Below are 26,109 nucleotides of genomic sequence, written 5' to 3'. Positions count from 1 at the left end.
CCGGCTCCCCTGGGTGGACGCATCGGGGCATTCACGACGGTGACGGGCACGGTGGGGCTACACGTTTGTCTCCCTGCCGCGTGTCCGCGGCAGGATGACCTCTCCGCTGCAGGGCCGCGCTACCGCAGTCACCGATGCACCCATGCAGCGGGTCCGGCTGGAGGCGGCTTACGGGCACGTCCTGCTTTCGGATGGGGCCACCGTGGATGATGGGGTGGTGATCCTCGGCCGTGCCGCACGCGAGGCCGCGCAGCACGGGCTCGCGCACCAACTGCGCAGCATCGAGGGCATCCAGCGGACCATCCAGGGGGAGATCCGCCTCCCTCTGCCACGGCGACCAGGGAGCAATCGAGTGAGCGTCAAGCAGCAGGTCATCACCGACGAGCAGTGGCAGCACGCCCACACCATCTGGGACTACCACCAGATGCACCACGACCTGAGCCGGTGTGACGTGGCCATCGGTCTGGGCAGCCACGATCTGGGGGTGGCACGCGCGGCGGTCGACCTGCACCGCGCCGGTTGGTTCCCGCTGCTCGTCTTCTCCGGCGCCACCAGCCCCACCACCGCGGCGCGCTTCCCCCGAGGCGAGGCCGTTCACTACCGCGAGCACGCGCTCGACCTCGGTATGTCCGACGAGGCGATTCTGCTGGAGCCGAACGCCACCAACACCGGCCAGAACATTGCACTGTCCCGCCAGGTGCTGGCCGATGCGGGTATTCGGCCCGGTTCGGTGCTCCTGATCTCCAAGCCGTACATGGAGCGCCGGGCCTACGCCACGGCACGAAAGGTATGGCCCGAGGTCGAGGTGGTGTGCGCCTCCGAGCCGCTTGAGCTGGATGACTACGTCAGCTCGATCGGTGATCCGAAGTTGGTCATCGACATGCTCGTCGGCGACCTCCAGCGCGTGATCGAGTACCCCAAGCTCGGCTACGCCATCGAGCAGCCCGTCCCAGGAGAGGTCCATGACGCCTACCAGGCTCTTCTCCGCGCCGGATTCGACAGCAGGCTCCTTACGCCCTGACCTGCCGTACGGCGAGGTGTGCGCCATCCACCAGCCCAACCTTTTTCCCCGGCTGGTGACGCTGGCCAAGCTGTTCGCCGCCGACTACTGGATCGTCCTGGACGACGTGCAGTTCGCACGCAGGGATTACCAGCACCGCGCGCGCCTCGCCTCGCTCGACGGCTCGTGGCAGCCGCAGTGGCTCTCCATTTCCACCCATCTGCCATACGGCCGCTCCACCTCCATCCGCGGAGCGCGTCTGGCCGATCCCTCCCGCTGCCGTCGCCGTGTCGCCCAGCTCCTCGCCGACCATTACCGGCACAGTGTCTACTGGCCGTCGTTCAAGAGGCGGCTCGAACCCGTACTCGCCGCGTTCGAGAGCACGGATCGACTGGCGGACGTGACGGAGTTGTCCACGCGTCTGCTGCTGGAGGAGGTCGGGTGGCGGGGGCAGATCCTGCACAGCAGCGATCTGCTCGCACCCGGTGAACGCTCCCAGCGCCTGGCCGACCTGGCCTGGCTGACAGGCGCCACGACCTACCTGTGCGGGACTGGGGGCATGCGATACCTGGACCCGGCCGCTTTCCGGGTCCACTCGATCGAGGTCCTCCCGTTCCAGGCCCGCGGATCGGGCATATGGGCATCCGCCCGGGAGGTGAGCGCGGTACACGCCCTGATGCTCGTCGGGTCGGGCGCTCTGGGGCGGGAACTGGAGGCCCTGCGCGGACGAGTTCTTGAGGACGATCCCCGATCTGGTGCCTAGCCCTGCTGGGCTTTGGAGATCGGTTCGCACTCCTCGCCATGCCGGGCTCATGGCACTCCGGTTCCTCGGCAAGGATCCCGACAGTCCCAACGGTGACTCGCCAACCGTCTAGGAGGACGGCGACGACTACCTGCAGGGCTTCACCTGCCTGACTCTCGTTGCTCGCGCTTTGTGTCGGCCCCCTCCGCTACGGTGCGGGCGGGCCTGATTTCCCGGGTACGCAGGAGGCCGAGGTGCGCGAAGATGGCTTCATGACGCCCTGTCAGCGGACGTGTGTTGCCTCGCGTGGGCGCGACTACCCCAGTGGGCCAACGTAATTATGCACGTTGAGTGATTCTCGTGAGGAGTCTTGTGAGCACGCTCGGTAGTTTCATCTGGTCGATCGCCGACCAGCTTCGGGGACCCTACCGCCCCAACCAGTACGGGAACGTGATCCTCCCGTTCACGATCCTTCGGCGCCTCGACTGCATCCTGGAGCCGGACCGTGAGACCGTCCGAGACCTGGCCGCGGCATACGAGAATCTGAACCGGCTCCGGATCGAGGTCAAGAAGGCCACCGGCCGGCCGTTCTACAACACCTCGAAGTACAGCTTCGCCAATCTTCTGAAGGACGCGGACGGGCTCGCGGACAACCTCGTCGACTACATCGACCGGTTCTCCGCCGATGTCGATGTGTTCGAGTACTTCGACTTCAAGAAGGAGATCATCGCCCTGGAGAAGGCCGGTCTCCTGCGCGAGATCGTGAAGTCCTTCGGCGCCGTCGACCTGCACCCTAATGTCGTGTCCAACGCCGACATGGGGGACGCGTTCGAGTACATCATCCGCAAGTTCAACGAGGCCGCGAACGAGACCTCCGGTGACCACTACACGCCGCGTGACGCGATCCGGCTGCTGGTCGACCTGCTCTTCGCCGAGAAGGACGCCGACCTGACCGAGGCAGGCATCGTCCGTACGCTCTACGACCCCACCGCCGGCACCGGCGGCATGCTCGCCCTGGCCGAGGAGCACCTGCTCGCACAGAACCCGGACGCCCGGCTGAGCCTGTACGGCCAGGAGTACAACCCGCAGTCGTACGCGATCTGCAAGTCCGACCTGCTCGCCAAGGGCCACGACGCGTCCAACATCGCCTTCGGCAACACGCTCACCGACGACGCCTTCAAGGGCCGCCAGTTCGACTTCTGCATGTCCAACCCGCCGTACGGGGTCGACTGGAAGCAGTACGCCAAGGCCATCACCAAGGAGCGCGACGAGGCAGGCCCGTACGGCCGCTTCGCGCCGGGCCTGCCGGCCACCTCGGACGGGCAGATGCTGTTCCTGCTGCATCTGGCGCACAAGATGCGCGCCCCCGAGGACGGCGGCGGCCGGGCCGGGATCGTCATGAACGGCTCGCCGCTCTTCAACGGGTCCGCCGAGTCCGGCCCGTCCAACATCCGCAAATGGCTACTGGAGAAGGATCTGGTCGACGCGATCGTCGCGCTGCCGACCAACATGTTCTTCAACACCGGCATCGCCACCTACATCTGGATCCTCGACAACACCAAGCATCCCGACCGCAAGGGCCTGGTTCAGCTCATCGACGGCACGTCGTTCTGGACGAAGATGCGCAAGAACCTCGGCAGCAAGGGCCGCGAGATCAGCGACACCGACCGCGCCAAGGTCGTCGGTTTGTACGCCGATTTCACCGACGCCGACCCGGACTTCTCGAAGGTGCTGCGCAACGACGAGTTCGGCTACTGGACCATCACCGTCGAGCGACCACTGCTGGACGAGGACGGCAAGCCAGTCGTCGACCGCAAGGGGAAGCCGAAGCCTGACTCCAAGAAGCGCGACACCGAGAACGTGCCGTTCACCTACGGCGGCTCGACCGCCGGTCCTGCGGGCAAGATCGAGGTCATCCAGGCGTACTTCGACGCCGAGGTGAAGCCGCATGTTCCCGACGCCTGGATCGACTGGACCAAGGTCAAGATCGGCTACGAGATCCCCTTCACCCGCCACTTCTACAAGTACGTCTCCCCTCGTTCACTCGCCGAGATCGACGCTGACCTGGAGAAGCAGGTCGCCAAGATTCTTGACCTGCTGCGGGAGGTTGAGGGATGACCGAGCGATACACCGAGCACGTCGACTCGGGTGTACCGCGGGGCGGCCACGAAATGACTCGGCTTCACTGGCTGGTCCAGCACGAACGTCCGATGACCTACGGCATCCTTCAGGCTGGAGAGCTAGTTGATGGCGGTGTTGCTTACGTCGGACCGTCGGATATCACCGGTGAGGGCGCCTCACCGGAACTGGACGCGCTGCGAACGACAGCACCTGAAATCGCGGCGAATTACCGGCGGTCAGTTCTGGTAGGTGGCGACGTCGTTGTGTCGATCGGTCCCGCCTATGGGAAGGTCGCCGTCGTTTCGGACGACCTGGCGGGAGCGAACCTGACGCAAGACACGGTCCGTGTCGCGCTACGGCCGGAACTGATCGACACACGGTTCCTCGTTTGGGCGCTGCTGTCCTCCCAGACCGCTGAGTACTGGGACTACCAGATCATGGGAGCGACGTTCCGTCGCTTGAATCTGGGTACCTTGGCGCGGACCCCCATCCCGCTCCCGCCGCTGGAAAAGCAGCGCGCCATCGCTGACTACCTCGACCGCGAGACCGCCCGCATCGACACGCTCATCGAGGAGCAGCAGCGCCTGATCGAGATGCTCCGCGAGCGCCGCAAGGCTCTCATTGAGAAGACAGTCTTCGCAGGGTTGTGGAATGCCGACACGAACAACCGCCCTGAGCTCTGGCTTCCGTCGACTCCGGTCCACTGGCGCGTCGTACAACTCGGATTCATGTGTGACACCCTGGCTGGTTACGCGTTCCCTAGTGATGCCTTCAGCATTGACGAGGCTCATGCACGCCTGCTACGTGGCGTGAACGTGAAGCCCGGCAGGATCGACTGGGCCGAAACGGTCTACTGGGACACCGAGGCTTCTGCTGTTCCGAGCGAGTACGAGCTTGAAGCTGGGGATCTTGTGTTTGGAATGGACCGTCCATTTGTGGGGAGCGGTGTCAGAGTCGCTGCCCTCTCAAGCAGCGACCTTCCGGCGCTGCTGCTCCAGCGGGTCATGCGGATTCGACCGACGGCGGAGGGCGACCGAGGGTATGTGCAGTACGTGATGTTGACCGACGCGTTTTTCGACTACTTGGAGCCGCTGTTCACCGGGGTCAGCGTGCCCCATGTGAGCGAGTGGCAGGTTCGGAAGTTCAAGATGCCTTTCCCACCGTTGGATGAGCAGCGCAGCATCGCTGCTCATCTAGATGAGGTGACGGCGAAGATCGATCAACTCATCGCGGAGACCGAGCGGTTTGTCGACCTCGCTCGGGAGCGTCGAGCCGCGCTTATCACCGCGGCGGTGACGGGCCAGATCGACGTACGAGAGGTCGCGTAATGGCTGATCACAATGAGGTCGTCTTCGAGACCGAGATTTGTGAGCACCTCGCGGCCCACGGCTGGCTGTACTCGGAGAACGACACCGGCTACGACCAGGAGCGAGCGCTGTTCCCCGAGGACCTGTTCGCATGGTTGGAGGCGACCCAGAAGCTGGTGTACGACAAGGCGCTGAAGGCGGCTGGGTCGCAGGCGAAGTTCCTTGATGTGCTGGCCACGGCCCTCGATAAGCCCCTCGAACATGGCGGCGGGATGCTGAACATCCTGCGTGCCGGCGTGCAGTACATCGGCGGTGGCCGATTAAAGATGGCGCAGTTCCGGCCCGAGACGACGCTGAACGAGACGACGAACGCCGAGTATACGGCGATGCGCGTCCGGGTGATGCGTCAGGTGCGTTTCTCGACCGCCGACCAGCGCAGCATTGACCTGGTGTTCTTCGTCAACGGGCTCCCGGTCGCCACGGTGGAGCTGAAGACCGACTTCACCCAGTCGCTGAACGAGGCGATCCAGCAGTACCAGAAGCATCGCAACCCACTGACCAACGGTCGGCGCGAGCCGCTGCTGTCGTTCGGACACCGTGCGCTGGTCCACTTCGCGGTCTCCAACGACCTGGCCGCGATGACGACCCGGCTGGAAGGTGAGAAGACACAGTTCCTACCGTTCAACACCGGCTTCGAGGACGGTGCCAGGAACCCGCCTGGTGCGGATGGGAAGTCGGCGACGGCGTACCTGTGGGAGCGGGTCTGGGAGAAGCACGCCTGGCTCAACATCATCGGCCGGCTGATGATCGTGGAGACCAAGGAGGAGTGGGACGTCGCGACCGGCACGTCGGTGCGTCGTACGAGCATGCTGTTCCCCCGGTTCCACCAGTGGGAGGCGGTCACGAACATCGTGGCCGCGGTGGCTGAGGAGGGTGTCGGCCGGCGTTACCTGATTGAGCACTCGGCGGGGTCGGGGAAGACCAACACGATCGCCTGGACGGCACACCGTCTCGCGCGACTCCACGTCGATGATGAGAAGGTCTTCGACTCGGTCATCGTGGTCGTGGACCGCACGGTGCTCGACGGGCAGCTTCAGGACGCGATCCGGCAGATCGACGGCACAGGGAAGATCGTCGCGACGATCAGCCCCGAGGACGTGCGCAAGGCCGGTGCGAAGTCGAAGTCCGGCCTGCTGGCACAGGCGCTGAAGAATGGCGAGTTAATCATCGCGGTGACGGTGCAGACCTTCCCGTACGCACTCGATGAGATCCGGGCCGAATCTGGCCTGAAGGGCAAGCGGTTCGCCGTCATCGCAGATGAGGCGCACTCCTCGCAGTCGGGGCAGATCTCCTCGAAGCTGAAGAAGGTCCTGACCACCGAGGAGATCAAGGAGATCGAGGACGGCGGCTCGGTCGACGTCGAGGCGGTCTTGGCCTCGGAGATGGCCGAGCGGGCCGAGTCGGAGAACATCTCCTACTTCGCCTTTACCGCAACGCCGAAGAACAAGACCCTGGAGCTGTTCGGCCGCACGGGGCCGGACGGCAAGCCGCACGAGTTCCACCTGTACTCGATGAAGCAGGCGATCGAGGAGGGCTACATCCTCGACGTGCTCAAGGGCTACCAGTCCTACGACACCGCGTTAAAGATCGCCGGCAAGGCCGAGAGCGGCGACGGTGGCGAGGTCGAGGAATCGGCCGCGCGCAAGGGGCTGATGCGGTGGGTACAGCTGCACCCGACCAACATCAGCCAGAAGGTTCAGATCATCGTCGAGCACTTCCACGCCAACGTCGCCTACCTGCTGGAGGGCAGGGCGAAGGCGATGGTCGTCACCGACTCGCGCAAGGCCGCGGTGAAGTACAAGAAGGCGATCGACGCCTACATCACCAAGCGGGCCGCCGAGGATGCGTCGTACAACTACCGGACCCTGGTCGCGTTCTCCGGGTCGGTGTCGATGGCCGAGAACGAGAAGTGGAGCCAGGACTGGGGGCCGACGCCGTCGAAGGACGACGAGTTCACCGAGGCCAAGATGAACCCTGGGGCGGGCGCCGACCTGGCCGCGGCGTTCAAGGGCGACACGTACAAGATCATGCTGGTCGCCAACAAATTCCAAACCGGCTTCGACCAGCCGCTGCTCTCGGCGATGTACGTCGACAAGAAGCTCTCCGGGGTCACCGCCGTGCAGACGCTCTCCCGGCTCAACCGCACCCACCGCACCGCCGACGGGGAGCAGAAGGCCAAGACGTTCGTCATCGACTTCGTCAACAAGCCCGACGACATCAGGGCCGCCTTCGAGCCGTACTTCACCAACGCCGCCCTGGAGACCGAGACCGACCCGTACGTCGTCGTACACCTGGCGAACAAGCTCGCCCAGGCGGGGATCTACACCGAGGAGCAGGTCCGCCAGGTCGCCGAGCTGTGGGTCACCCGCAAGGGCAACAACGCGCTCTCGGCGGCAATCAGCCCGGCCCAGCATGACTTCCGGCGTCGCTACGCGGCAGCGATCGAGACCGAGGACAAGGTCACGCTCAACAGGCTCGACCTCTTCCGCAAGGACGTCTCCACCTACGTGCGGCTCTATGACTTCATGAGCCAGATCGTCGACTACGGCGACCCGTACATGGAGATGCTCTCGATCTTCCTCCGGCTTCTGGAGAAGGTCATCGCCGAGTCCTCGTGGAGCGCCGAGGTCGACCTTTCGGACGTGGTCCTGGTCGGTGTGAAGCACAGCAAGGCAATCGCGGTTGACATCTCGCTAACCGGAGACGGCGCGCTGAAGGGGATCAGCGGAGCAGGCACCGGCACCAAGAAGGAGCCGAAGTACGTCGCGCTCCAGGTCGTCATCGACAAGATGAACGACCTTTTCGGCGCCGAGTCGTTCGCCGAGTCCCAGATCCGGGAGTTCGTGCAGGGGCTCGTGCAGCGACTGCTCGCCGACACGAACCTGGTCCAGCAGACCCGGGTGAACTCGAAGAAGCAGTTCATGGAGTCGCAGGACTTCCAGTCCGCCGTCACTGAGGTCGTCGCCGACAACCAGGAGGCGCACAACACCATGGCTGACTACTTCTTCACCGACGGGCCTGCGATCAAAGGGATCATCGTGGCGCTCGCCGACGCGTTCTACGAGGCAGCGATCGACAAGGGGCAGGTCGGCCTTGCTCAGGATCTTGAGGTGTCCCCTCACAGTTCACCCTGAATCGCCCCGTGGTCAGTGGAGACCACACCGTCTGTTGGGTGTCAGGCGCTATCGGGGTTGGAGAGGTCATCGCGGGCGATGACCACACGGGTGGCCTTGCCAGCCTTACTGGCGGTGGTGGTCGGTGGCAGGGCCCGGACGTGAATGAAATACACCCGGACGCCAGCGAGTTCGGCGTACGGCGGCCAGGTGTCGGGGGTGCCGTCGGTGGGGAAGTCGAGGAGCTTGTCGGTGAGGTTGTAGATAACGAGGTAAGCGGTGTGCTGCCCGTAGTCGTGCGCGTACTTGATGATCTGGTGCATGCCCTTGATGAGGTAGGACTTGCCTCGCCCGCCGCCGTCGAAGATCTTTCCATCGCAGATCAAGGGCTCGCTGCCGTCGAGGTCGCCAATCAGATCCGCTTCGCCTGAGGCTGATCGTGGCTTGGCGTGCGTGAGGTGATTGCCTTCCAGGAACAGGAAACGCTGAAGGTCAAGGTTGTAGATCTCCTCGCCGTTGCGAGTGTCGGCCGTGTACCGGGCGTGCAGTTCGTCGCGCCGACGCGTTCGCCGAGGAAGTCGAACAGCGGCTGCAGGATGTCCTCAGCGAACTCCCGCCAGCTGTCCTGAAGGTTGGACTTGTTGCTGTATTCCATGGCGGTCCGAAACCCTGCCTGGGGATTGCGTTCGTCCTCCGCCGCGATGTCCTGCAACAGCTCCCAGACGAGGGTGGCACGCCCTTCCTCGGTCCTGCTTGGCCAGACGAGCGGCTCGTCGCGGGCCAAACCTGCGCGGAAACGCTCTCGGTCCAGGCCGGACTCGGCTCTGCCAGCTTCCTCCAGCAGGCCTCTGAGAGCCGGCTGGCCTTTGATCCATGCGACTGTGAGATGTACCTCGTGGCCAGCACTGGCGAAGGACGCGATCATGAGTCGGCGAAGTCGTTCGCGTACAGCCACCTGCAACTGCTGTTGGTACTTCATCGGCTGAGGCCTTTCAGAGCTTGTGTGATCTCCTGGTCGACGACCTTGCCCGCGTTCTGAGCGCTGCCGGTGCCGTCGACTAGCCGGAGCTGGATGAAACAGCAGGGACACGTGACGGTGGCCTGCGCCACGACTTCTGAGTACCTGATCCATATCGGGTAACCGCACTGAGTGCAGGAAATCTCGAGATCTGTTCGAAGGAACTGTGTCGCGAGGGATTCGCCCATGACGGCATTCTTCCGCAGAGGGCTGACATCGAGTACCTGATCTCAGCGGGGAGAGGGCCGGATGAGGGTTCGTGTTGCCGATGCAGGAAGCACCGGCTTACCCGCGGACTTGACGGACGAAGAAGCGTTCGTCGGCTCCGGGCACGAAGGCGGAGTGGGCGCCGAAGATCATCTATATGTCTTTTGTGCGCCAGGAACCTGGGCTCTGGCTCACTCTCGATGATCATTGAGAGTGAGCCAGAGATCAACAACTTGTCGTTCAGCATCAGTCGCTCATCGACCTGCTACCAAAATATCTTCAAGCAAGATCTTTTAGAAACCACTATTTCAACGCTGCTATCACCATCTCTGATTACGATCTACCTAATATCAACACAATCTGTCATAATTCCTTACAAGATCAATTCAAGACTTTGGACGAAGGTATCTGCGATACGGGCGGCCTTCGGCCGGAGAACTGGCGCTGAGCTGGGCGGATGTGGGGAGGTGGGTGCGCTGGCGTGGGTGAGCACGCTTGGACCCGACCAGGCGCAGGTCGACTACCGGCTGCGCGAAGGCGCCGGATGCGGCGTCCCCGAGCTCCAAGCGGACGCACAGCTGGCCTACCGGCTGACCGGCGAGCGTCCCTTGATGTGGATCGGCGACGGTCTGCGCGAGGTCGGCCTCACCCCCGGCAGTCCCCTCACCGCCGACCAGCACGACACGGCCCGCGCCCTGATGGACGGCCGCCACCCGCACACCGGTGAGGTACTGGTAGCAGCGAAGAAGGCCGTCGACCCGCGCGCGATGCTGCCCGGTGCCCCGCTCCTGGCCGCCCTGCAGCAGGCCGCGATCGAGCGCGGCGCCGCGGCGGTCAGCGCGCTGGTGCGCGGCAACGAGGCGATGACCAAACGCGCGGCGCGGCTGGAGCGCGGCGTGCAGCGCAAGGGCGAGGCGTACGTGCTGGCGTACGAAGATGCGCGCAAACTCGCGAAGACTGCTGGCCTGGATCTCGCCGCCGTCTACGACGCCGAGCAGTTGGCCGAGGCGCGCCGCTGGCGCGAGGCGCGGGTGCGCGTCGGCAACCGCGGATACGACCTCACCTTGGATGTCAGCAAAAGCGTCAGCCTGCTGCACGCTCTGTCGAGCCCCGAGGTCGGCGCGGCGGTCCAGACGATGTTCACCCAGAGCGTCGTCGAGACCGTCGCGGCGGTGCAGGAGTGGGTCGCCTACGGCCAGCGCGGCCACCAGGGCGATGACGAGCTCGCCGAGCGCATCGCCTCCAGCGGCCTGCTGGGCTGGGTCCTGGAGCACCGAACCGCCCGCCCGGTCGACGGCCAGGCCCCGGATCCGCACCTGCACGCGCACGCGTCGATCGCCAACATGGTGCGCGGCATTGATGGGAAGTGGTCGGCGGTGGCCGCCGGCGGTCGGGACCTGTTTCGCCACGCCCACGCCGCTGATGCGTTCCTCAAAGCGCGCCTCCGGCGTCAGACGATCGAGACATTCGGGGTGCGCTGGGAGCGCGACGCGCACACCGGGGCGTGGGAAATCGTCGGCATCGACGAGACGATGCGCGCCCGGTTCTCCAAGCGCGACACCCAGGTCAAGGCATTGCTGGCCGAGCACGGCATCGCCTATGAGGAGACTCACCAGCACGCCCGCCGGGTGGCCAGCGCCACCAGCCGCCAGCCTAAACACGATGCCGTCGCGGCCGGGGACCTGGCGGCGAACTGGCATGCCCAATGCGCCGCCGACGGCATCGACGCCGCCGCCGTCATGGCCTCGTGCCTGCACCCGGGCGAAGGCCTCCCGCCGCGGCCCAGCGCACAACAGATCGCCGCGTGGATCTGGCGCGCTGATGGCGGCCTGACCTCCCACACCAAGGTCGTCACCCGCGCCGATGTGTTCGCCGCGGTGGCCGACGCTTGCCCCGATGGCATCGCCGACCGCGCCGATGCCGAGGCGCTGACGGATGCGGTGCTGGCCTGCGAGCCGGCCGTGCGCCTGCCCGATACCGGAACGCGGCACCTGGTCAACTCCGCCCGCTACACCTCCACCGACATCCTGCGGGCCGAGCAGCAGGTGCTGCACATCACCCGCCAGCGCTACGACGAAGGCGCCGCCGTTCTCGACGCTGCGGCCATCGCGCTGTCGCTGGATGCCTTCGAGGTCGCCCACGACCTCACTTTCTCCGCCACTCAGCGCGCCGCCCTGTACCGCCTACTGGCCGACGGGCGCGGTGTTGAGGCGCTCATCGGCGTTCCTGGCGCGGGCAAGACCATGCTGATGGCCGCCGCCCGCGCCGGGTGGGAGAGTCGCGGCCTGGTGGTGGCCGGCGCCGCGACCGCCGCCGTGGCGGCCGCGAACCTGACCGCCGAATCGGGCATCGACGCGCACACCATCGCCACCTGGATCCACCGCATCACCGACCCTGACAGCTGTGGCCTGGACGGCGTCGACGTCCTGGTCATCGACGAGGCCGCGATGGTCGACGACCGCGACCTGGCCGCCCTGCTGACCGAAGCGCATCGCACCGGCACGAAGGTCGTGGCGATCGGCGACCCGCTGCAGCTACGCGCGATCGGCGTCGGCGGCACCTTCGCCGCCCTCCACCGGCAAGTCGACGGCCTGGTGCTCAATGAGAACCGGCGCCAGCGTGACCCGATCGAGCGCCAAGCCCTGGCCCAATGGCGCGACGGTGACCGGGCCGAAGCGCTGCTCACCTGGAGCCGCGGCGGCCGGGTGCACGCCGGGCGCGACGCCACCGACACCCTGGCCGCGTTACTGGCCGACTGGGCTACGTTGCGCGTCGGCTACCGCGACGTGCACGACGAGCTCGCCGCCGTGTTGGTGCTGGCCGGAACGAACGCCGAAGCCGACCGCCTCAACGCCGCCGCTCGCGCGATCCGCCGCGAGCACGGAGAGCTCTCCGGGCCGCAGGTGCTCTACTGGTTACCGGGCGGGCGCACCTTGGAGCTGGCGGTCGGCGACCATGTGCGGGTACGGGCCAACGACTACCGCTCCCGCAAGAGCAAGGGGCGGCGCGCGGACGTCCTCAACGGCTACCGCGGCGTCGTCGTCGCGATTCACCGCGACCGGTCGGTGAGCGTGCAGTGGCGTCGCCTGGGCGCTGACGGCCCGGCCCTGGTCGTCGAGCGGGTGACGCCCGCTTACATCGCCGCCGGAGGCCTCTCGCACGGCACCGCGATGACGGTGGCCGCCGCCCAAGGCCTGACCAGCCACCACACCCTCATCTACGGCATGGGCCTGGACCCGCACACCCTGTACGCGGCGATGAGCCGCGACCGCATCAGCGCCCGCCTGTACCTGCCGCGCACCGTCCTGGAATCCGACGCTGATCGCGCCCGCCACGGCGAGCCGCGTAATGCGGCCGAGGAGCTGCACCGCGCCCTGGACGCCTACGCCGCCACCCTGCAAGGCGACCGCGCCGACCAGCTCCTCACCCCTGAGCCTGAGCCGATCGCCGCGGTGCGGGCCCGCGGACTGGCGGCCATCGAAGCCGAGGCGGCCTGGGCGGTGGCCGCCCGTGTGGCGCTGAACGAGGTCACCCGCCCCGATCGCCCGCACGGCCTGCTCAGCGATGCGGTCCTGCACGCCCGTATCGAGGCAACCGCCGCCCAAGCGACGCCCCTGGCCGGGCAGGTCGCCCAGCAACGGCGCCGCGAGCGCGAGCAGGCCGAGCAGGTCGCCGCCATCCGCGCCCAGGTGAAGACCGAGCTTGTCGATGAGCGTGACCGTCTGGCCCACGCTCTAGACCAAGCCCGCACCGCTGGCGACTGGCGACAAGACGCCCAGGGCACCTACCAGCGTGCCCAGCAGCGCGTCTACCGGCTGCAGGCGGCGCTGGCCGAGAAGAACAGCGGGCTGCGCGCTCTGCTGCCCAGCAGCCAGCGCACCCGGCTGCAGGAGAAGCTGCAGGAGGCCTCCCAGGCGATGAACAGAGCCGCCCGCCGGGCTGAGGCCGCCGCCCGCGCCGAGCAGACCGCGCTGCACGCCGCCCGCCAGGCCTCCCCCTCGTGTACGAGCGCGGCCGACCTGCAGACCCGGCACCGCCGCCTGCGTGACTCGACGTCCTTCACCAAGGTGCTGGAGAAGACGATCGCTGAGCGCGTGGAGCAGGTGATGCCGGGCCTGGCCGACCGGAAGCGCGTCGCGGCCGCCCGGCTCAGCTTCCGCACCATCGTCGACTCCCCCGACGGCCAGCACGAGCGCGCCACCCGCTTGCTGGCTGATTTGGTCGCCGAGCGCGACCACCGCCACGGGCTCGACCGGGAGGTGCGGCGCGACCAAGACCGCGCCCGCCGCGACCCGGCCGCAGCCGAGCGGGTCCGCGCCCGAAACGAACAGGCCCGTGAACGCACCGAAGCGCGACAGCGTCAGGCCGCCGAGCGGACCTACTCCCGTCGCCCGCCCACCGCCAGAGGCCCCGGCCCGGGGTTGCGTATGTGAGCTCGGGGGCGGACGTGGTGGAGCTTTCGGAGCTCGCGCGTGCGGGGGCAGGGGCGTGGTCGTCGCGGCCCGAAGTATGGCCGTCGGCTCCGCGGCCCTCAAGGCCACGATCTTCGCTGCGCTCAACTCGTGGCCTTGACCGCCGCAATCGCCGACAGCCTGAAGGGCCACCACGACGACCATGCGGTCCGGAACGAGGAAATGAATCTACGCCGTAAAAGCGTAGGGAGAAAAGCGGGCAAGGTGACCGGGAAGGACCTGACGGAGTTCTCGGGACGACATAGCGTCGAGGTATGGGCGAGGAGCAACAGGAAGCGCCGATCTGCGGTACCTGCCTGGGCGCGGGCGGCGAATGGATCGACCGCAACGGCAGCAGCACCAAGCAGAGCGTCTGGGTGGCGTGCACCGCGTGCGCGGGGACGGGGCGGCGATGAGCGACCCGATCACCTGCCCCGAATGCGAGGGCGACGGCGGTCAGCGGCTGGGCCGTCTGCGGATCGCGTGCCGGTTCTGCCACGGCCGGGGCTGGGTCGGCGCCGAGCACGAGCCCGCCGAACCTCCCCCGCCGCCGACCGAGCCGCCCCCGGCGTGGGAGCACCGCATCTGGTCCGACCCCGCGGCCGCCGCCGTCCTGGGATGCCGCTACTGCCTGGGATCGGAGACGGTGGCCCACCTGGACGAGAGCACCCGCACACTGGTGATGGCACCCTGCCGATGCCAGGCATCGGGGGATCTGTCGGCGAGCGCGTAGAAAACCGCGGTCATGTTCGGCCCCAGTTCCGCGGCGCCGCTCCAGGACGCGACGTCCGCTGCGCGCTACCGTGGTGATGTTCTCCTCCGATGGGGAGAGCCATCCTTGGGCGGCCGGTGTAGAGCCGGGTGTGACGTCGGTCGGCTCCCGGTATTACCGCGCCCTGGCCCGACCCAACTGAGCCCCAAACGGCGTTGATCTTGCTGTGACTTGCCTGGTCAATGCTGGCTGCTCATGAAACACCGCTCGTGACCGTGATCTGTGACCAGCGTTGCCGTTGACGGCTGGGTCAGTGGCTGAGGCCTCGGACCAGCGTGGATAGGAATCGAATCGAGTCCTCGACACGGTGCTTGATCGTGCGAAGGGTGGGGATGTCGAAGCGTCCTGCCATGCCGTGTGTGCCCTTGTTGAATTGGGAGAACAGGTTCATCACGTCGTTGACGTTGGTCTCTATGAAGTCGCCCAGGGCCTCGTAGCTGGCGCCGTTCAGATCGAGCAGGTAACCGATCTTCTCTCGCCGCGCGACCGCCTTGCCGTCCGGTCCTCGCTCGCAGTTCGGCTTGGCTTGCAGCACCGCGGCGTCGGGAGCCTTCATGTTGATCAGTTCCACGATGACCTCGCGGGCGCTGGTGCAGAAATGTCGCGCAGCGTCGGGGTTTCGCGGATTGATCGCGAAGCGGGCGCCCTCCCAGCGGTTGTGCAGGTCTAGTGATAGGGCGGACAGTTCGTCGGTGAGCGACGTTTCCTCGGTCTCCTCCGCGTCGGCGGCTGTCTCGCCCAGGAGGGTGTTGGCGACGTGCGCGCTGTTGGCCGTCTCGGCTTCCGCCAAGTCGGCCAGCTCTTGTCCGCGCTCGTTCCACAGTGCGGACTGCTCGTCGACGTGGGAGTACGCGGTGTGCAGCGCGATGGTCGAGGTCTGCACCGTGACGTAGCGGGTCGTCGAGCGCTGGCCGTTGAGTCGTGCGATCTCGGCGTTGAGCCGCTGTCGATTGGAACGCACGCGCGCGTTGTACGCGCGCACGTCGCGGTTGTAGTCGTCGGTGGCGCGCTTCACCTTGCGGTTGTGCGCCGTAACTTCGCGGTTGTACTTGTCGACGGCCTGCTTCAACTTACGGTTGTAGTTGCCGACCATGCGGTTGTACTGGGCCGGGGTGACCTTTCGTGGCATTTCAACCTCCGCGCGCAACGGTAACGCCAGACGTACGACAGAAACGGCGGGCAGCGCCGGGGTCCTTCCTATGTACTGTGTCGCTCAGGATAACTCTCCGGGCCGACAGCCCGCTTCTGACTATCGAGCGTGAGCGAACCGATCAGGATCACCTGCGATTTCGTGTGTGAGGCCATCCGTGGGTGACAGTCGCGTGGTTGCTCACCCGAAACGGATCGGCCGCCGTGTCTTCACATAGAGCGACTCACCTGTATCGGACCGCTGGATGGCGGTAGGTCAGCTGGCGTCGGCCCGCTACCGCCACTGACCGATTGATTGCTGCTCAGGGGCCGGCTCGCCGCGCGGATCGACAAGCTGGCCATGCCGGAGGCGAAGCGGATTCGGCCACCAGCGGCCGGATAATGTCGCGAGCCTCGCACACTAGCTCCCCTACCCTTGATCTGTGACAACGCCGACCAAACCACCGTGGCGCCCGCTCTGGGATCGGGTCGCCGGAAAGACCGGCGAGCGAGAGCTCGTCGATGACGTGCCCGACTATCTCCTCCCCGTCATCCAAGAGTGGTTGGCGGGCACGTTGGACCTGTTCGATGACATGGCCACCTCTATACAGCTACGGCTCAGAAAGGTGTTCACTACTCAGCGCGACAGACGGGGAAATCACTTTGTCGTCGTGGAGGGCAGTGAGCTTCTCGGAGCGATCGACGCTGCGCTCTTCGCGAAGTCTTGGCTCGTAGAAGGCCACGACACGTCATATGGGGTATCCATAGGCGAGCGGGAATCTCGGCGCATATGGACCGTCCAGGTCAAAGAACTACAGTTCCGCCTGTGGGAGGGCGGTTCTGCTTGGCAGCTGACCGAAAATTTTGACGGGTTGGAGCGGCGCGTCGACGAGACCGTTGTGAAGGCAGCCCAGAGCACGATCACTGCAGCGCCCCCTGATGCATCTACCCGTCTGAAGGCGGCGTGGTCTGCGGCCTACGGGTTCCACCCAGACCCGGAGAAGGCGTACAGCCAGGCGATCAAGGCGGCTGAGGCGGTCGTCATCCCGGCGACGATCCCCAACGCGGGCACCCCGACGCTGGGCACGGCCTTGAAGCACCTGGAAGACACCGCCGCGAAGTGGACGACGGTCCTCGACGACAAGAGCGGGAAGCCCGCCTCTGCCGAGCCCGTCATCGGCCTGATCAAGATGCTCTGGCAGGGACAGCGCGACCGGCACGCAGGTGGGCCGACGTCGAAGCCGACCACGCAGGAAGCCGCAGAGGCCGCCGTGCACGCGGCGATCCTGATCGTGCAGTGGTTCAACAGCAGCGCCGTCGTCAAGAACCCGTGACGAGAAAGGGCCGGATGACCTGCGCTCCCCACGAGTGCTGAATCAGCCAGGCATTCAGGCCATAGACGTCGGCCAGGATTCGGGGCATGTGCATCGGAACGAAAAGTCCCGTTAGCAGAGCAGAGTTGAGCGGCTTACCGTGACTTTCCGTTCCGATGCACAAAGCTGCCCCGGAAACCGTCTGCGATCGCCACTTCGGTGCTCGCTGTGATGGTCGACGGCGATCGACGCCACGCCAACTCCTTCGTCGTCGGCGTGCCACTGAACGTCGACGTCGCCTTGGCGCTCAACATCGACGCGGGACGTTCGGCTCCCGGTGTTACCGGCCGCTCCCCGGCGCCATCTGCTGACCGTCCCGGTGTGGCGACGCCCCTGCCGGGGGTACGGCTGATCGTCAGTGAGCGATGTCCTGGTGCTGGCTAAGGTACTCACGGACGGCGTGCTCGGGAATACGGAAACTGCGTTGGACGCGGATGGCCGGCAGCTCGCCACTGTGGACGAGCCGGTAGATGGTCATCTTCGACACCCTCATGAGGGTTGCGGTCTCGGCTACTGTCAGGAAGCTGATCTCGCTGAGGGGGCCTCCGGGGATGCCATACAGGGCGCCGTCGACGAGGCGGTCGATCTCCGCTTCGCGAATCGCGTGATCATTGCCGGCGATACGGATGATCGCTTCTACAGTGAAAGCCGATGGGACCTGATCCGGAGGGCAGGCGCGGCTGATCAAGTCCGTCACAACTTCGTGCTGGCTCTGCTGGGTCACCATGACGTCGACCTTTCAGGTGGCGTGTTGAGCAGGGGCCGATCGGTCAGGAGCACCACGGACATCGTCCCCATCGTTTCGCCGGGTACCACAGCGTCGTTATCGCCAGTCTTTCGGCTTTCTCGGTGGCCTGGGCCGCCGACAGCCCTTCCATCTCCCGGGTGTTGAGGAAAGCCATCACGGTACGTTCCCAGTGGTCCTCGGCGGTATTCAGTTTGTCCTGGTGAACTTTCTCCACGAAGGCTTCAACGAAGCGAGGTTCGGCCCCCTCGCCGTCATAAAGTGCCCGCAGGGACCTCACCGCGTTCCTTTCCGTCGGCTGCTTGAGGGCCGGGCCTGCCTGCGCAGGGCTTGGGCGACGTCAGCCTCGGACTGCGTGCGCCGGGCGTCGATCTGTCGGGTCACCAGGTAGCCGGCGGTGCCGCCCACGAACGCGGGGATCATCAACCAGCCGATGAGCGATACTGCCCAGCTCGCCACGGGCGCTGGGACCTCGGCGGGCGACTTGATGCCGATCATCACCTCATATGCGGTTGACCAGCCGATCAGTACGGCGTCGATGGCGAAGACAAGGAAGAACGCCAGCGCTAGCCAGATCGCCCGTGTCAGCAGCCAGTAGCGGGTCTTGCTCAGCGCGGCCAAGGAGCGCAACCGCCGTCGGCCTCGGGCCCGCAGGGGCAACCGCGGCGGCGGTGTCGCTGACGTCATCCTTTGAAAGTAATCGTCGGCTCAGGTCTTTCAAGAGCGGCGAGGCATTAAGTGAGGTGATCCGTACGTCGCGCTCGCGCCCCTCGCGGTGGTGACCGTGGGGCGTGTGGCTCCGGAGCTCGATTGGTCTTCCCCTCACTGCCTTTCGCGAGCTCTGGGAGAAGACGCAACCCAGCCGGAACCGTCAAAAACGATCTTCTTCAACGGCGGGCGAGAATCGCGGCCGCCCGAGTCTTCCTCGCAGGCCGATGATGGCCGTTGCGAAGCCATAGGTCCAGGTAGTCGTCCCTCGCTCCGCTCGGGCCGCTCCACCTGGACCTGTGGCTTCGCGACGGCCGATTCGGCTGCTGCCGAGGAAGAGCCCGGAGCCCCGAGAGGTAGGAACATCGAAGGTGCGTGGCGTTGCACGCGCGACGTTCTGAAGGGATGGAGCTCGAAGGGACGCGTGGAGGGGGTCAGCGGCCTTCGAGGTCTTTCACGCGAGACTCCAGATCTTCTATGCGCTCGGCCAGTCGGCGCACCTCGGTCATCGCCTGCTGAAGTTCGGAGGACGGCTCATTCTGGTCAGGAGTCTTGACCACGTATGTGCCGCGCGTCGATTGCGTGCTGATCAGGCCATCGCGCGCGAGTTCGTCCAAGGCTCGACGAACCGTCTCGACGGCCACGCTGTAGCGCTGGGCCAACTGCCGCCGCGCCGGAAGCCGCTCGCCGAGCTTGAGTCGACCTGCCGTCACCTCTTGACGCAGGTCGTCTGCAATCTGCAGGTAAGCAGGCCGAGGATCGCTGAAATCAGGCACGGACACAACACCAAGGCTAAGCCCTTCAGCTGTACCAGGAAAGCACAGTTGAGCTATACCTAGATTGAACTAGTACAGTATGGTCTACCTAGACCAAACTGATCGCCAGGCAAGGGGGAAGGGTGAGAGCAATCGCCATGGGCTGATAGCTCTGGCCAGGTGCGATGTCGGCCGTGCTTTTGATCACTAACCGGATGGATGTGCACGCATGGCAAACCAGCGGTGCGGCGTGGAGGTGGTGAGGACGGCAGGGGGATCGCGAGGCGCTGAAGCGCGAGGCGAAACTTCTGACTTTGTGAGTCAAGACCAGCAAAGTGATTTGTGTCATCATGGCAGATACGTCTGCTACGTACGTGATTCCTGGAACACGAGGGGGTGGGGCGTCTGGGGGATCACCAGCAGCTAGGAAGCGGACAACTGCGCATGTCGGCAGCTCCCCGCCGAATCGTGAAGTTGGCCCTCTGCAAGTTCACTACAGGAGGACCCGGCGCCCGCATTGCTTGGAGGCTGGCCGGCGCCGGGCCTTCCGTCAGACCCACTCGAAGGGAGTAGGTCATGTTCAGCATCCCATCCATCGCAAGCACAGACACCTTAGGGGTGCCTCACTGGCTCATGCGTCGGCTGCTGACTCTCGTCACCACTCTGACGGGACGCGGGCATCTTGACAAGATCTCAGCGATCGGAGTCAATGCCGATGGCTGACACCGTCTGGCTGTCGTCAGATGGCCCCCATGGTGACGACTACACCAGTGAGGTCGCCGCAGCCGTATCCGAGGCTGTCCGGGTCCTCAACCACGCCACGCTCTCCCATGTCGGCGTTACCTATCCGTCCACCGTGTACGACGTTCTGGGCCGTATTGGCATTTCGACGGCTGGGCTTGACCAACTGCTGAGGCAACTCGGCGAGGCGTTGCGGCGCATGCAGGAATCCGGGCAACTGGGTGACGACCATGGCGACCCCGGCGAGCGTCTTGACAAGGCTTTGTCAGAACTTACGGCGGCCCGGAAGTCGGCACGTGACCTCGCGCTCCGACTCGACCGTGCCTTCAACACCACGGCCGGTTTGCATCTGACGGATAGAGGCAGGCACTAGATGAAACGGGAAGGGCTGTATTTCGACGACCGATTCCCGACTCGGAGGCAGGTAGCAGGCCTGTCGGACGCCGCATTTCGTATACATTTCACAGCGATCTTCTGGTGTGCCCACAACCTGACCGACGGTGCGGTACTCCAGGAAGACCTGATCGACGTGTGTCCGCGAGTGCGAAAGCCGATGCGCTTCATCACCGAACTCGTGTCCCGGGGTACCTGGCATCTGCCTGGCGAAGAGTGTCCCTCCGATCTCTGCCCGGCGCCTGTGGCGAAGGGGTGGGTGATCCATGACTTCTTCGCATTCGTGCCCGCTAAGGAGCGGGTGGAGGCAGAACGGAAGGCCAACGCCGAGCGGCAGAAAAGGTGGCGAGACAGGCGACGCAACCGGACCGAGCCACACGCCGTCGACGGTGGCGTTAGTAACGCCGAACGTAACGCGTTACTAACGCCACGCAGTTCCGTCCAGTCCCCGAAGGGGACTAGGACGGAAGAAGATGCAGACAATCAGTCGTCTTCTCGTCGTAACGCGCGTGCCTGGGCGAACGACGACGATTCCATCGATCGCGGTATCGTCCAGCTCCTGGCTGAGTTGACCGGCCGCGAGATCCGCCTCCCCGACGCGGCCGCGATCCGCCACACGATCCTCGATGGCCGGTCCGTCAAACACCGCAGTCGCTACGTGGCCAAGGCAATCAAGGAAGACCCCGACAAGTTCCTGCCTGCGGTCGAGGGCGTCGAGCCCAGTCCGTCGCTGAGGATCGCCCCAGATTGGTGCGGTTACTGCGACGAGCGCACCCGGCAGATGGAACTTCGCGACAACACTGTGGCGCGCTGCCCGGCGTGCCACCCACTCGTAGTTAAGAGACCTGCGTCATGACCAGACGCAAAGCGCTGTCCTGCTTGAGAAAGCACCGCAGGCAGCCTGCGTTTTCGACGTCACGGAAACATCCGACCCGCCGCCCTGCCGAGGTGCCAGCCGCAACGTGCGGATCTACGCCAAGGTACGGCGGCAAAGCGGCCCCGACTCCAGTACCGCCAAGCACGTCGCCGGGGCCGTACCCCTACCCGCCAGCAACGAACGCATAGGAGCGCCTCTCATCATGACCGCATCCACCACTCGTAAACAGCCGACTCCGCACATCGTCTTACCAAGTGGACCGCCCCGCCTGACGCCCAGCGCCGCCACGGAACTGCTCGCCATCCTGCTGGAGGCTCACCAAGCCATGCTGGTCAACCACCCCAACGCCGCATAGGACCCATGAACACCATCCGCTTCGCCTTCTACGGCCGAGTCTCCACCGAGGACAAGCAGGATCCCCAGTCCTCGCGAGGCTGGCAGATCACCCGCTCCCGCGCGCTCATCGAGTCGCGCGGGGGCGTGATCGTCACCGAGTTCTTCGACGTCGACAAGTCCCGTTCGATCCCCTGGCAGCGCCGCCCGCACGCGGCGGCGCTGCTCGCCGAATTACGCAACCCCGACCGCGGCTTCGACGCGGTGGTGATCGGTGAGCCGCAACGAGCCTTCTACGGCAACCAGTACGGCCTGACCTTTCCCGTCTTCGAGCACTTCAGGGTTCCGCTCTGGGTGCCCGAGGTGGGCGGCCCGATCGACCCGAACAACGAGGCCCATGACCTGGTCATGAGCGTGTTCGGCGGTATGAGCAAAGGCGAGCGCAACCGCATCAAGATCCGCGTACGCAGCGCCATGTCAGCCCAAGCCCAAATGGAAGGCCGCTTTCTGGGAGGTCGGCCGCCTTACGGCTACCGGCTGGCCGACGCGGGCCCACACCCCAACCCGGCCAAGGCGGCCGACGGCAAGCGTGCTCACCGACTGGAGCTTGATCCCGTCGCCGCGCCCGTGGTGGAAGAGATCTTCGCGGTCTTCCTCGACGGCTACGGCCTGTTCGCCATTGCCGAGAGACTGACCCGCAACGGGATTCCCAGCCCATCAGCTCACGATCCGGGCCGGAACCGTCACCGCTCCGGCATCGCCTGGTCCAAGAGCGCGGTGCGCGCCATCTTGACCAACCCCCGCTACACCGGCCACCAGGTGTGGAACCGCCAGCGCAAGGACGAGGTCCTCATCGATGTGGACGACGTCGGCCTGGGCCACACCACGAAGCTCAGGTGGAACTCCAAGCAGGACTGGGTCTGGTCGAAGACAGTCGTTCACCCGCCGATCGTGTCCACGGAGGACTTCGACGCCGTGCAGATGACGCTGACGGGGCGAGGCGATCGCCACACCGACAAGACCCGCAAGCGCACCCCCAAGCCGTACCAGCTCCGGGGGCTGCTGTACTGCGGTGTCTGCGACCGCAGAATGCAGGGCCAATGGGTCAACGACGCGGCCTACTACCGCTGCCGCTTCCCCGAGGAGTACGCCCTGGCCAACCACCTCATGCATCCCCGCAACGTCTACCTACGAGAGGACCGCGTGGTCCCGCGACTGGACCACTGGCTCGGCCGGCTGTTCGCGCCCCACAACGTTGACCAGACTCTCGATGTCTTGGCGGCCGCACAGGACGTGACACCGCCCGAGGCCCAAGCACTCGCTGTGGCACGCCGCCAGATCACCGAGTGCGACCGCAAGCTCGCCCAGCATCGGGCTGCCCTTGAGGCGGGCGCCGACCCGGCGCTCGTCGCCGGATGGATCCAGGAAGAGCTTGTCCGCAAGACCGCGGCCGAGCAACGCCTCGGCCGCGCGCACGTACTGCCTCAGAGGCGGCCGGGGCGTGATGAGCTGGCGGAGATCACGCACAGGCTTGGAGACATGGTGCGAGTTCTCTCGAATGCTGACCCGATCCGGAAGGCCAAGATCTACGCGAACATCGGACTGCGGCTGATCTACCACCCGTCAAAACAGAAGGTCCTGGTCACGTGTACACATGACCAGGACCCCATAGGCGACCGGTTTGTGTCCGAGGCCGGACACCACCGAACCCCGTCCCTCGCGTCTCTCGTGTGCGAAGAGCCTTAGGTCAGGTCCTCACACTTCTTGGCGTCGGGGTCGTTGGCCGCCTTCGGCACCCAGCGGACGTTGGCGAACGAGGCGGAGAAGGCTCCGTCGGTGTAGACGAGGAACGGGGTGTTGACCACCTCAAGGTCGAGGCCCCCCGCGGCGAAGCAGGCGATGGGGATCTTGACCGTCGCCTTGCTCCCGGCCGGGAGTCCCTGGAAGAGGGAGGTCGCCACCACCTCGGAGAAGCACGGATAGACACAGTGCACGCTGAGCACGGTCCTGGCGGCCGGGGCCTGGTGGACGATCGTGTCGAAGACCAGAGCCGCGTCGGAGTTGAGATAGCCCCGAAGATCGGAGCCGCCCGCCGGGTCCTGCAGGTATATCTGGGCCGGGCCCGTGCCGCTCCAGGTCGCCTTCAGGCCGTCCTGCTGCACGTTGACGTCTGACTGCACCACGGAGATCTCGGCGTGCGACGCCTGGCCGTCGGCGCCGATCTCGGTGCCGCCCCAGTTCTCCGCCGAACCGATGAAGCTCTTGTAGGGCGCGATGTCGGTCCGGTTGAAGATCTCCAGATCCTCGCTCGCCTCACCGCCGCCGCCCTGCCCGCCACAGCCGAACTCGGGCGCGGTCTCGTCGAGCGTGCCGACCGACCCCGTCTGGCCGTTGCGCAGGCCGTAGCCGAGCGGGAAGAGCGGGTCGTAGCCCTCGGTGCCCGCGTTGAGCGGCGTCTGGCAGGCGCTCTTGGGCCAGGAGTAGGGCAGCTTGCCGGTGAAACCGTCGCGGTACCTGCCCCGGACGAGCACGTCGGCGACGCCGCCGCCCTCGGTGCCCGGCAGCCACGCGGCGACGAAGGCGTCGGAGCGGTTGAGCTCCTTGTTGACCCAGAGCGGCCGGCCGCTGACATAGACGGTGACGACGGGCGCACCCTTGCCGCTGACCCGATCCAGCACGGCGAGGTCGGCGGGGTAGATCTTGGCGGCCTCCAGCGAGCGCCGCGCGAGGTCCCCGACGCCCTCGGCATACGGCGTCTCGCCGATCACCGCGATGACCGCGTCGTACGCCGAGGGGTCGACGCCCTCGCCGGTCTCGTTGAAGGTGACGTTGGCCGCGCCGAGCGCCTCGCGCAGGCCGCCGAGGATCGTCGTGCCGTTGGGGAAGTCGGCGTTGACGTTACCGGTGCCCTGCCAGGTGAGGGTCCAGCCGCCGGTCTGGTTCTGCAGGCTGTCGGCGCTCTTGCCGACCACGAGGACCTTGGAGTTCGCGGCCAGCGGCAGGACCTTGCCGTTGTTCTTGAGCAGGACCTGCGACTTGCGCGCCGCCTCCCTGGCGAGCTTCCTCGCCTGCAGCGCGTCGGTGGAACCGGCGAAGGCGCGCTTGGAGGGCTTCGGCCCGTCGAGCACGTTGGTGCGCAGCTTCACGCGCAGGATGCGGGTCACCGCGTCGTCGATGCGCGCCATCGGGATCTCACCGCTCTGGACCTGGGCGATCGTGTTGGCGATGAACGCCTTCCAGTCGTTGGGCACCATGACCACGTCGATGCCCGCGTTGATCGCCTGCGGGCAGCTCGCGTTGGTGCACCCGGCGACCTGGCCGATGCCGTTCCAGTCGGAGACGACGATGCCGTCAAAACCGATCTTCTGCTTGAGGATGTCGGTGAGGGCTCGCTTGCTGCCGTGCAGCTTGCCCTCGTTGATACCCAGGTCGGCGTTGGTCCAGCTGTTGAACGACGCCATCACGCTCTGGGCGCCGGCCGCGAGCGCGCTGTAGTAGCCCTGGCCGTGCACGTTGATCATCTCGGCCTCGGACGAGGGGTTGACACCCTGGTCCACGCCCTTGACGGTGCCGCCGTCACCGATGAAGTGCTTCGCGGTGGCGATGACGCCGTCGGAGCCGATGCCGCGCGGGTGCTTGCCCTGCAGTCCCCTGACCGCCTCGTAGCCGTACGCGCGGGTGATCCGGGGGTCCTCCGAGAAGCCCTCGTAGGTACGGCCCCACCGGTCGTCGAGGGGGACGGCGAGGGTGGGCGCGAACGCCCAGTCCTGGCCGGTCGCGCGAATCTGCCTGGCGGTCGCCGCCCCGATGTCACGCACCAGGCACGGGTCCTGCGCGGCGCCCAGGCCGATGTTGTGCGGGAAGACCGTCGCGCCGTAGACGTTGTTGTTGCCGTGGACGGCGTCGATGCCCCAGATGACGGGGATCTTCGTCCGGGTGGCGACGGAGGCGTTCCAGTAGGCGTCGGCGAGGTCGAGCCAGGCCTTCGGCGCGGCGTGCTTGTCACGGTTGGGCCACGCGCCGCCGCCGTTGAGCACCGAGCCGATGAAGTACTGCTTGACCTCGTCGGGAGTGATCGCGGTGATCTCCGGCTGGGTCATCTGGCCGACCTTCTCGGCGAGCGTCATGCCCGCGAGGATCTTCGCCACCCGCTTCTCGTCCGACCGGTTCTGACCGATGGCGCTGTCGACCTTGGGCCACTCGGCGAGGGTGGGCAGCTTCTTCTCGATGCGGGCGCAGCCGCGGGCGTCCAGGGCCGGTTTGCC

The 26,109-nt window shown here is 66.0% G+C and carries 21 protein-coding genes; 13 read left to right on the top strand and 8 right to left on the bottom strand.

What is annotated here, in order from left to right:
* The first annotated feature begins 202 nt into the window (after window positions 1–202).
* The 5 genes from ABZ260_RS17245 to ABZ260_RS17225 all read left to right on the top strand — a co-directional run bounded on the left by ABZ260_RS17245 (window position 203) and on the right by ABZ260_RS17225 (window position 8,364).
* Complete coding sequence (locus ABZ260_RS17245) at window positions 203–1,021, top strand: YdcF family protein (RefSeq protein ID WP_355618107.1); 819 nt, start codon at window positions 203–205, stop codon at window positions 1,019–1,021.
* Entirely contained in the window at window positions 963–1,763 is an 801-nt protein-coding gene (locus ABZ260_RS17240) for a WbqC family protein (protein WP_355618104.1), read from the top strand. The genes ABZ260_RS17245 and ABZ260_RS17240 overlap by 59 nt, the downstream gene beginning before the upstream one ends.
* A 351-nt stretch (window positions 1,764–2,114) precedes the next feature.
* Window positions 2,115–3,860 (top strand): class I SAM-dependent DNA methyltransferase, encoded by a 1,746-nt coding sequence (locus ABZ260_RS17235; RefSeq protein ID WP_355618102.1) that lies wholly within the window; start codon window positions 2,115–2,117, stop codon window positions 3,858–3,860.
* Complete coding sequence (locus tag ABZ260_RS17230; RefSeq protein WP_355618099.1) at window positions 3,857–5,191, top strand: restriction endonuclease subunit S; 1,335 nt, start codon at window positions 3,857–3,859, stop codon at window positions 5,189–5,191. Before ABZ260_RS17235 ends, ABZ260_RS17230 begins: the two co-directional genes overlap by 4 nt.
* Window positions 5,191–8,364, top strand: a complete 3,174-nt coding sequence (locus tag ABZ260_RS17225) for a DEAD/DEAH box helicase family protein (RefSeq protein WP_355618096.1) — start codon at window positions 5,191–5,193, stop codon at window positions 8,362–8,364. Before ABZ260_RS17230 ends, ABZ260_RS17225 begins: the two co-directional genes overlap by 1 nt.
* A gap of 41 nt (window positions 8,365–8,405) precedes the next feature.
* Here ABZ260_RS17225 and ABZ260_RS17220 read toward each other — a convergent pair whose 3' ends face one another.
* Window positions 8,406–8,729 (bottom strand): hypothetical protein, encoded by a 324-nt coding sequence (locus ABZ260_RS17220; RefSeq protein ID WP_355618093.1) that lies wholly within the window; start codon window positions 8,727–8,729, stop codon window positions 8,406–8,408.
* A 26-nt stretch (window positions 8,730–8,755) separates the two neighbouring features.
* Window positions 8,756–9,322, bottom strand: coding sequence for a hypothetical protein (locus ABZ260_RS17215; protein ID WP_355618090.1), 567 nt, complete (start codon window positions 9,320–9,322; stop codon window positions 8,756–8,758).
* 731 nt (window positions 9,323–10,053) lie between these two features.
* Between ABZ260_RS17215 and mobF the strand changes: the two genes are divergently transcribed.
* From mobF to ABZ260_RS17200, 3 genes are all read left to right on the top strand, one after another.
* A complete protein-coding gene (gene mobF / locus ABZ260_RS17210) occupies window positions 10,054–14,001 on the top strand; it encodes a MobF family relaxase (RefSeq protein WP_355618087.1) in 3,948 nt (1,315 codons plus the stop codon).
* Between the two features lie 293 nt (window positions 14,002–14,294).
* A complete protein-coding gene (locus ABZ260_RS17205) occupies window positions 14,295–14,435 on the top strand; it encodes a hypothetical protein (RefSeq protein WP_355618085.1) in 141 nt (46 codons plus the stop codon).
* The gene (locus tag ABZ260_RS17200; protein ID WP_355618082.1) at window positions 14,432–14,752 is read left to right on the top strand and encodes a hypothetical protein; all 321 of its coding nucleotides are present in this window, start codon (window positions 14,432–14,434) and stop codon (window positions 14,750–14,752) included. Before ABZ260_RS17205 ends, ABZ260_RS17200 begins: the two co-directional genes overlap by 4 nt.
* A gap of 289 nt (window positions 14,753–15,041) precedes the next feature.
* Here ABZ260_RS17200 and ABZ260_RS17195 read toward each other — a convergent pair whose 3' ends face one another.
* Entirely contained in the window at window positions 15,042–15,920 is an 879-nt protein-coding gene (locus ABZ260_RS17195) for a hypothetical protein (protein ID WP_355618079.1), read from the bottom strand.
* 442 nt (window positions 15,921–16,362) lie between these two features.
* Between ABZ260_RS17195 and ABZ260_RS17190 the strand changes: the two genes are divergently transcribed.
* Complete coding sequence (locus ABZ260_RS17190; RefSeq protein WP_355618076.1) at window positions 16,363–17,253, top strand: hypothetical protein; 891 nt, start codon at window positions 16,363–16,365, stop codon at window positions 17,251–17,253.
* Between the two features lie 394 nt (window positions 17,254–17,647).
* On the opposite strand, the gene ABZ260_RS17185 is transcribed toward ABZ260_RS17190, so the two are convergent.
* From ABZ260_RS17185 to ABZ260_RS17170, 4 genes are all read right to left on the bottom strand, one after another.
* Window positions 17,648–17,845 carry a helix-turn-helix domain-containing protein gene (locus tag ABZ260_RS17185; protein ID WP_355618110.1) on the bottom strand — a complete coding sequence of 66 codons (198 nt, stop codon included), beginning with the start codon at window positions 17,843–17,845 and terminating at the stop codon, window positions 17,648–17,650.
* Between the two features lie 217 nt (window positions 17,846–18,062).
* Entirely contained in the window at window positions 18,063–18,317 is a 255-nt protein-coding gene (locus ABZ260_RS17180) for a DUF6313 family protein (RefSeq protein ID WP_355618073.1), read from the bottom strand.
* Entirely contained in the window at window positions 18,314–18,724 is a 411-nt protein-coding gene (locus tag ABZ260_RS17175; RefSeq protein ID WP_355618070.1) for a DUF6313 family protein, read from the bottom strand. Before ABZ260_RS17175 ends, ABZ260_RS17180 begins: the two co-directional genes overlap by 4 nt.
* A 455-nt stretch (window positions 18,725–19,179) precedes the next feature.
* Window positions 19,180–19,527, bottom strand: a complete 348-nt coding sequence (locus ABZ260_RS17170; protein ID WP_355618067.1) for a GntR family transcriptional regulator — start codon at window positions 19,525–19,527, stop codon at window positions 19,180–19,182.
* 688 nt (window positions 19,528–20,215) lie between these two features.
* Between ABZ260_RS17170 and ABZ260_RS17165 the strand changes: the two genes are divergently transcribed.
* The 4 genes from ABZ260_RS17165 to ABZ260_RS17150 all read left to right on the top strand — a co-directional run bounded on the left by ABZ260_RS17165 (window position 20,216) and on the right by ABZ260_RS17150 (window position 23,590).
* Complete coding sequence (locus ABZ260_RS17165) at window positions 20,216–20,614, top strand: hypothetical protein (RefSeq protein WP_355618064.1); 399 nt, start codon at window positions 20,216–20,218, stop codon at window positions 20,612–20,614.
* On the top strand, window positions 20,615–21,490 hold the full coding sequence (locus ABZ260_RS17160; RefSeq protein ID WP_355618061.1) for a hypothetical protein: 876 nt from the start codon (window positions 20,615–20,617) through the stop codon (window positions 21,488–21,490). It abuts the gene before it with no gap.
* Window positions 21,491–21,713: 223 nt separating this feature from the next.
* Window positions 21,714–21,866, top strand: a complete 153-nt coding sequence (locus ABZ260_RS17155) for a hypothetical protein (RefSeq protein ID WP_355618058.1) — start codon at window positions 21,714–21,716, stop codon at window positions 21,864–21,866.
* 5 nt (window positions 21,867–21,871) lie between these two features.
* Window positions 21,872–23,590, top strand: a complete 1,719-nt coding sequence (locus ABZ260_RS17150; protein WP_355618055.1) for a recombinase family protein — start codon at window positions 21,872–21,874, stop codon at window positions 23,588–23,590.
* On the opposite strand, the gene ABZ260_RS17145 is transcribed toward ABZ260_RS17150, so the two are convergent.
* On the bottom strand, window positions 23,587–26,109 hold a 2,523-nt coding region (locus tag ABZ260_RS17145), incomplete at its 5' end, for an exo 1,3/1,4-beta-D-glucan glucohydrolase (RefSeq protein ID WP_355618052.1). The two genes, ABZ260_RS17150 and ABZ260_RS17145, sit on opposite strands and share 4 nt — an antisense overlap.

The organism is Streptosporangium sp. NPDC006013 (assembly GCF_040614275.1).
GTDB lineage: Bacteria > Actinomycetota > Actinomycetes > Streptosporangiales > Streptosporangiaceae > Streptosporangium.
Note: the sequence above shows the minus strand (reverse complement) of the source record. Positions and strands in the feature narration are given on the sequence as shown.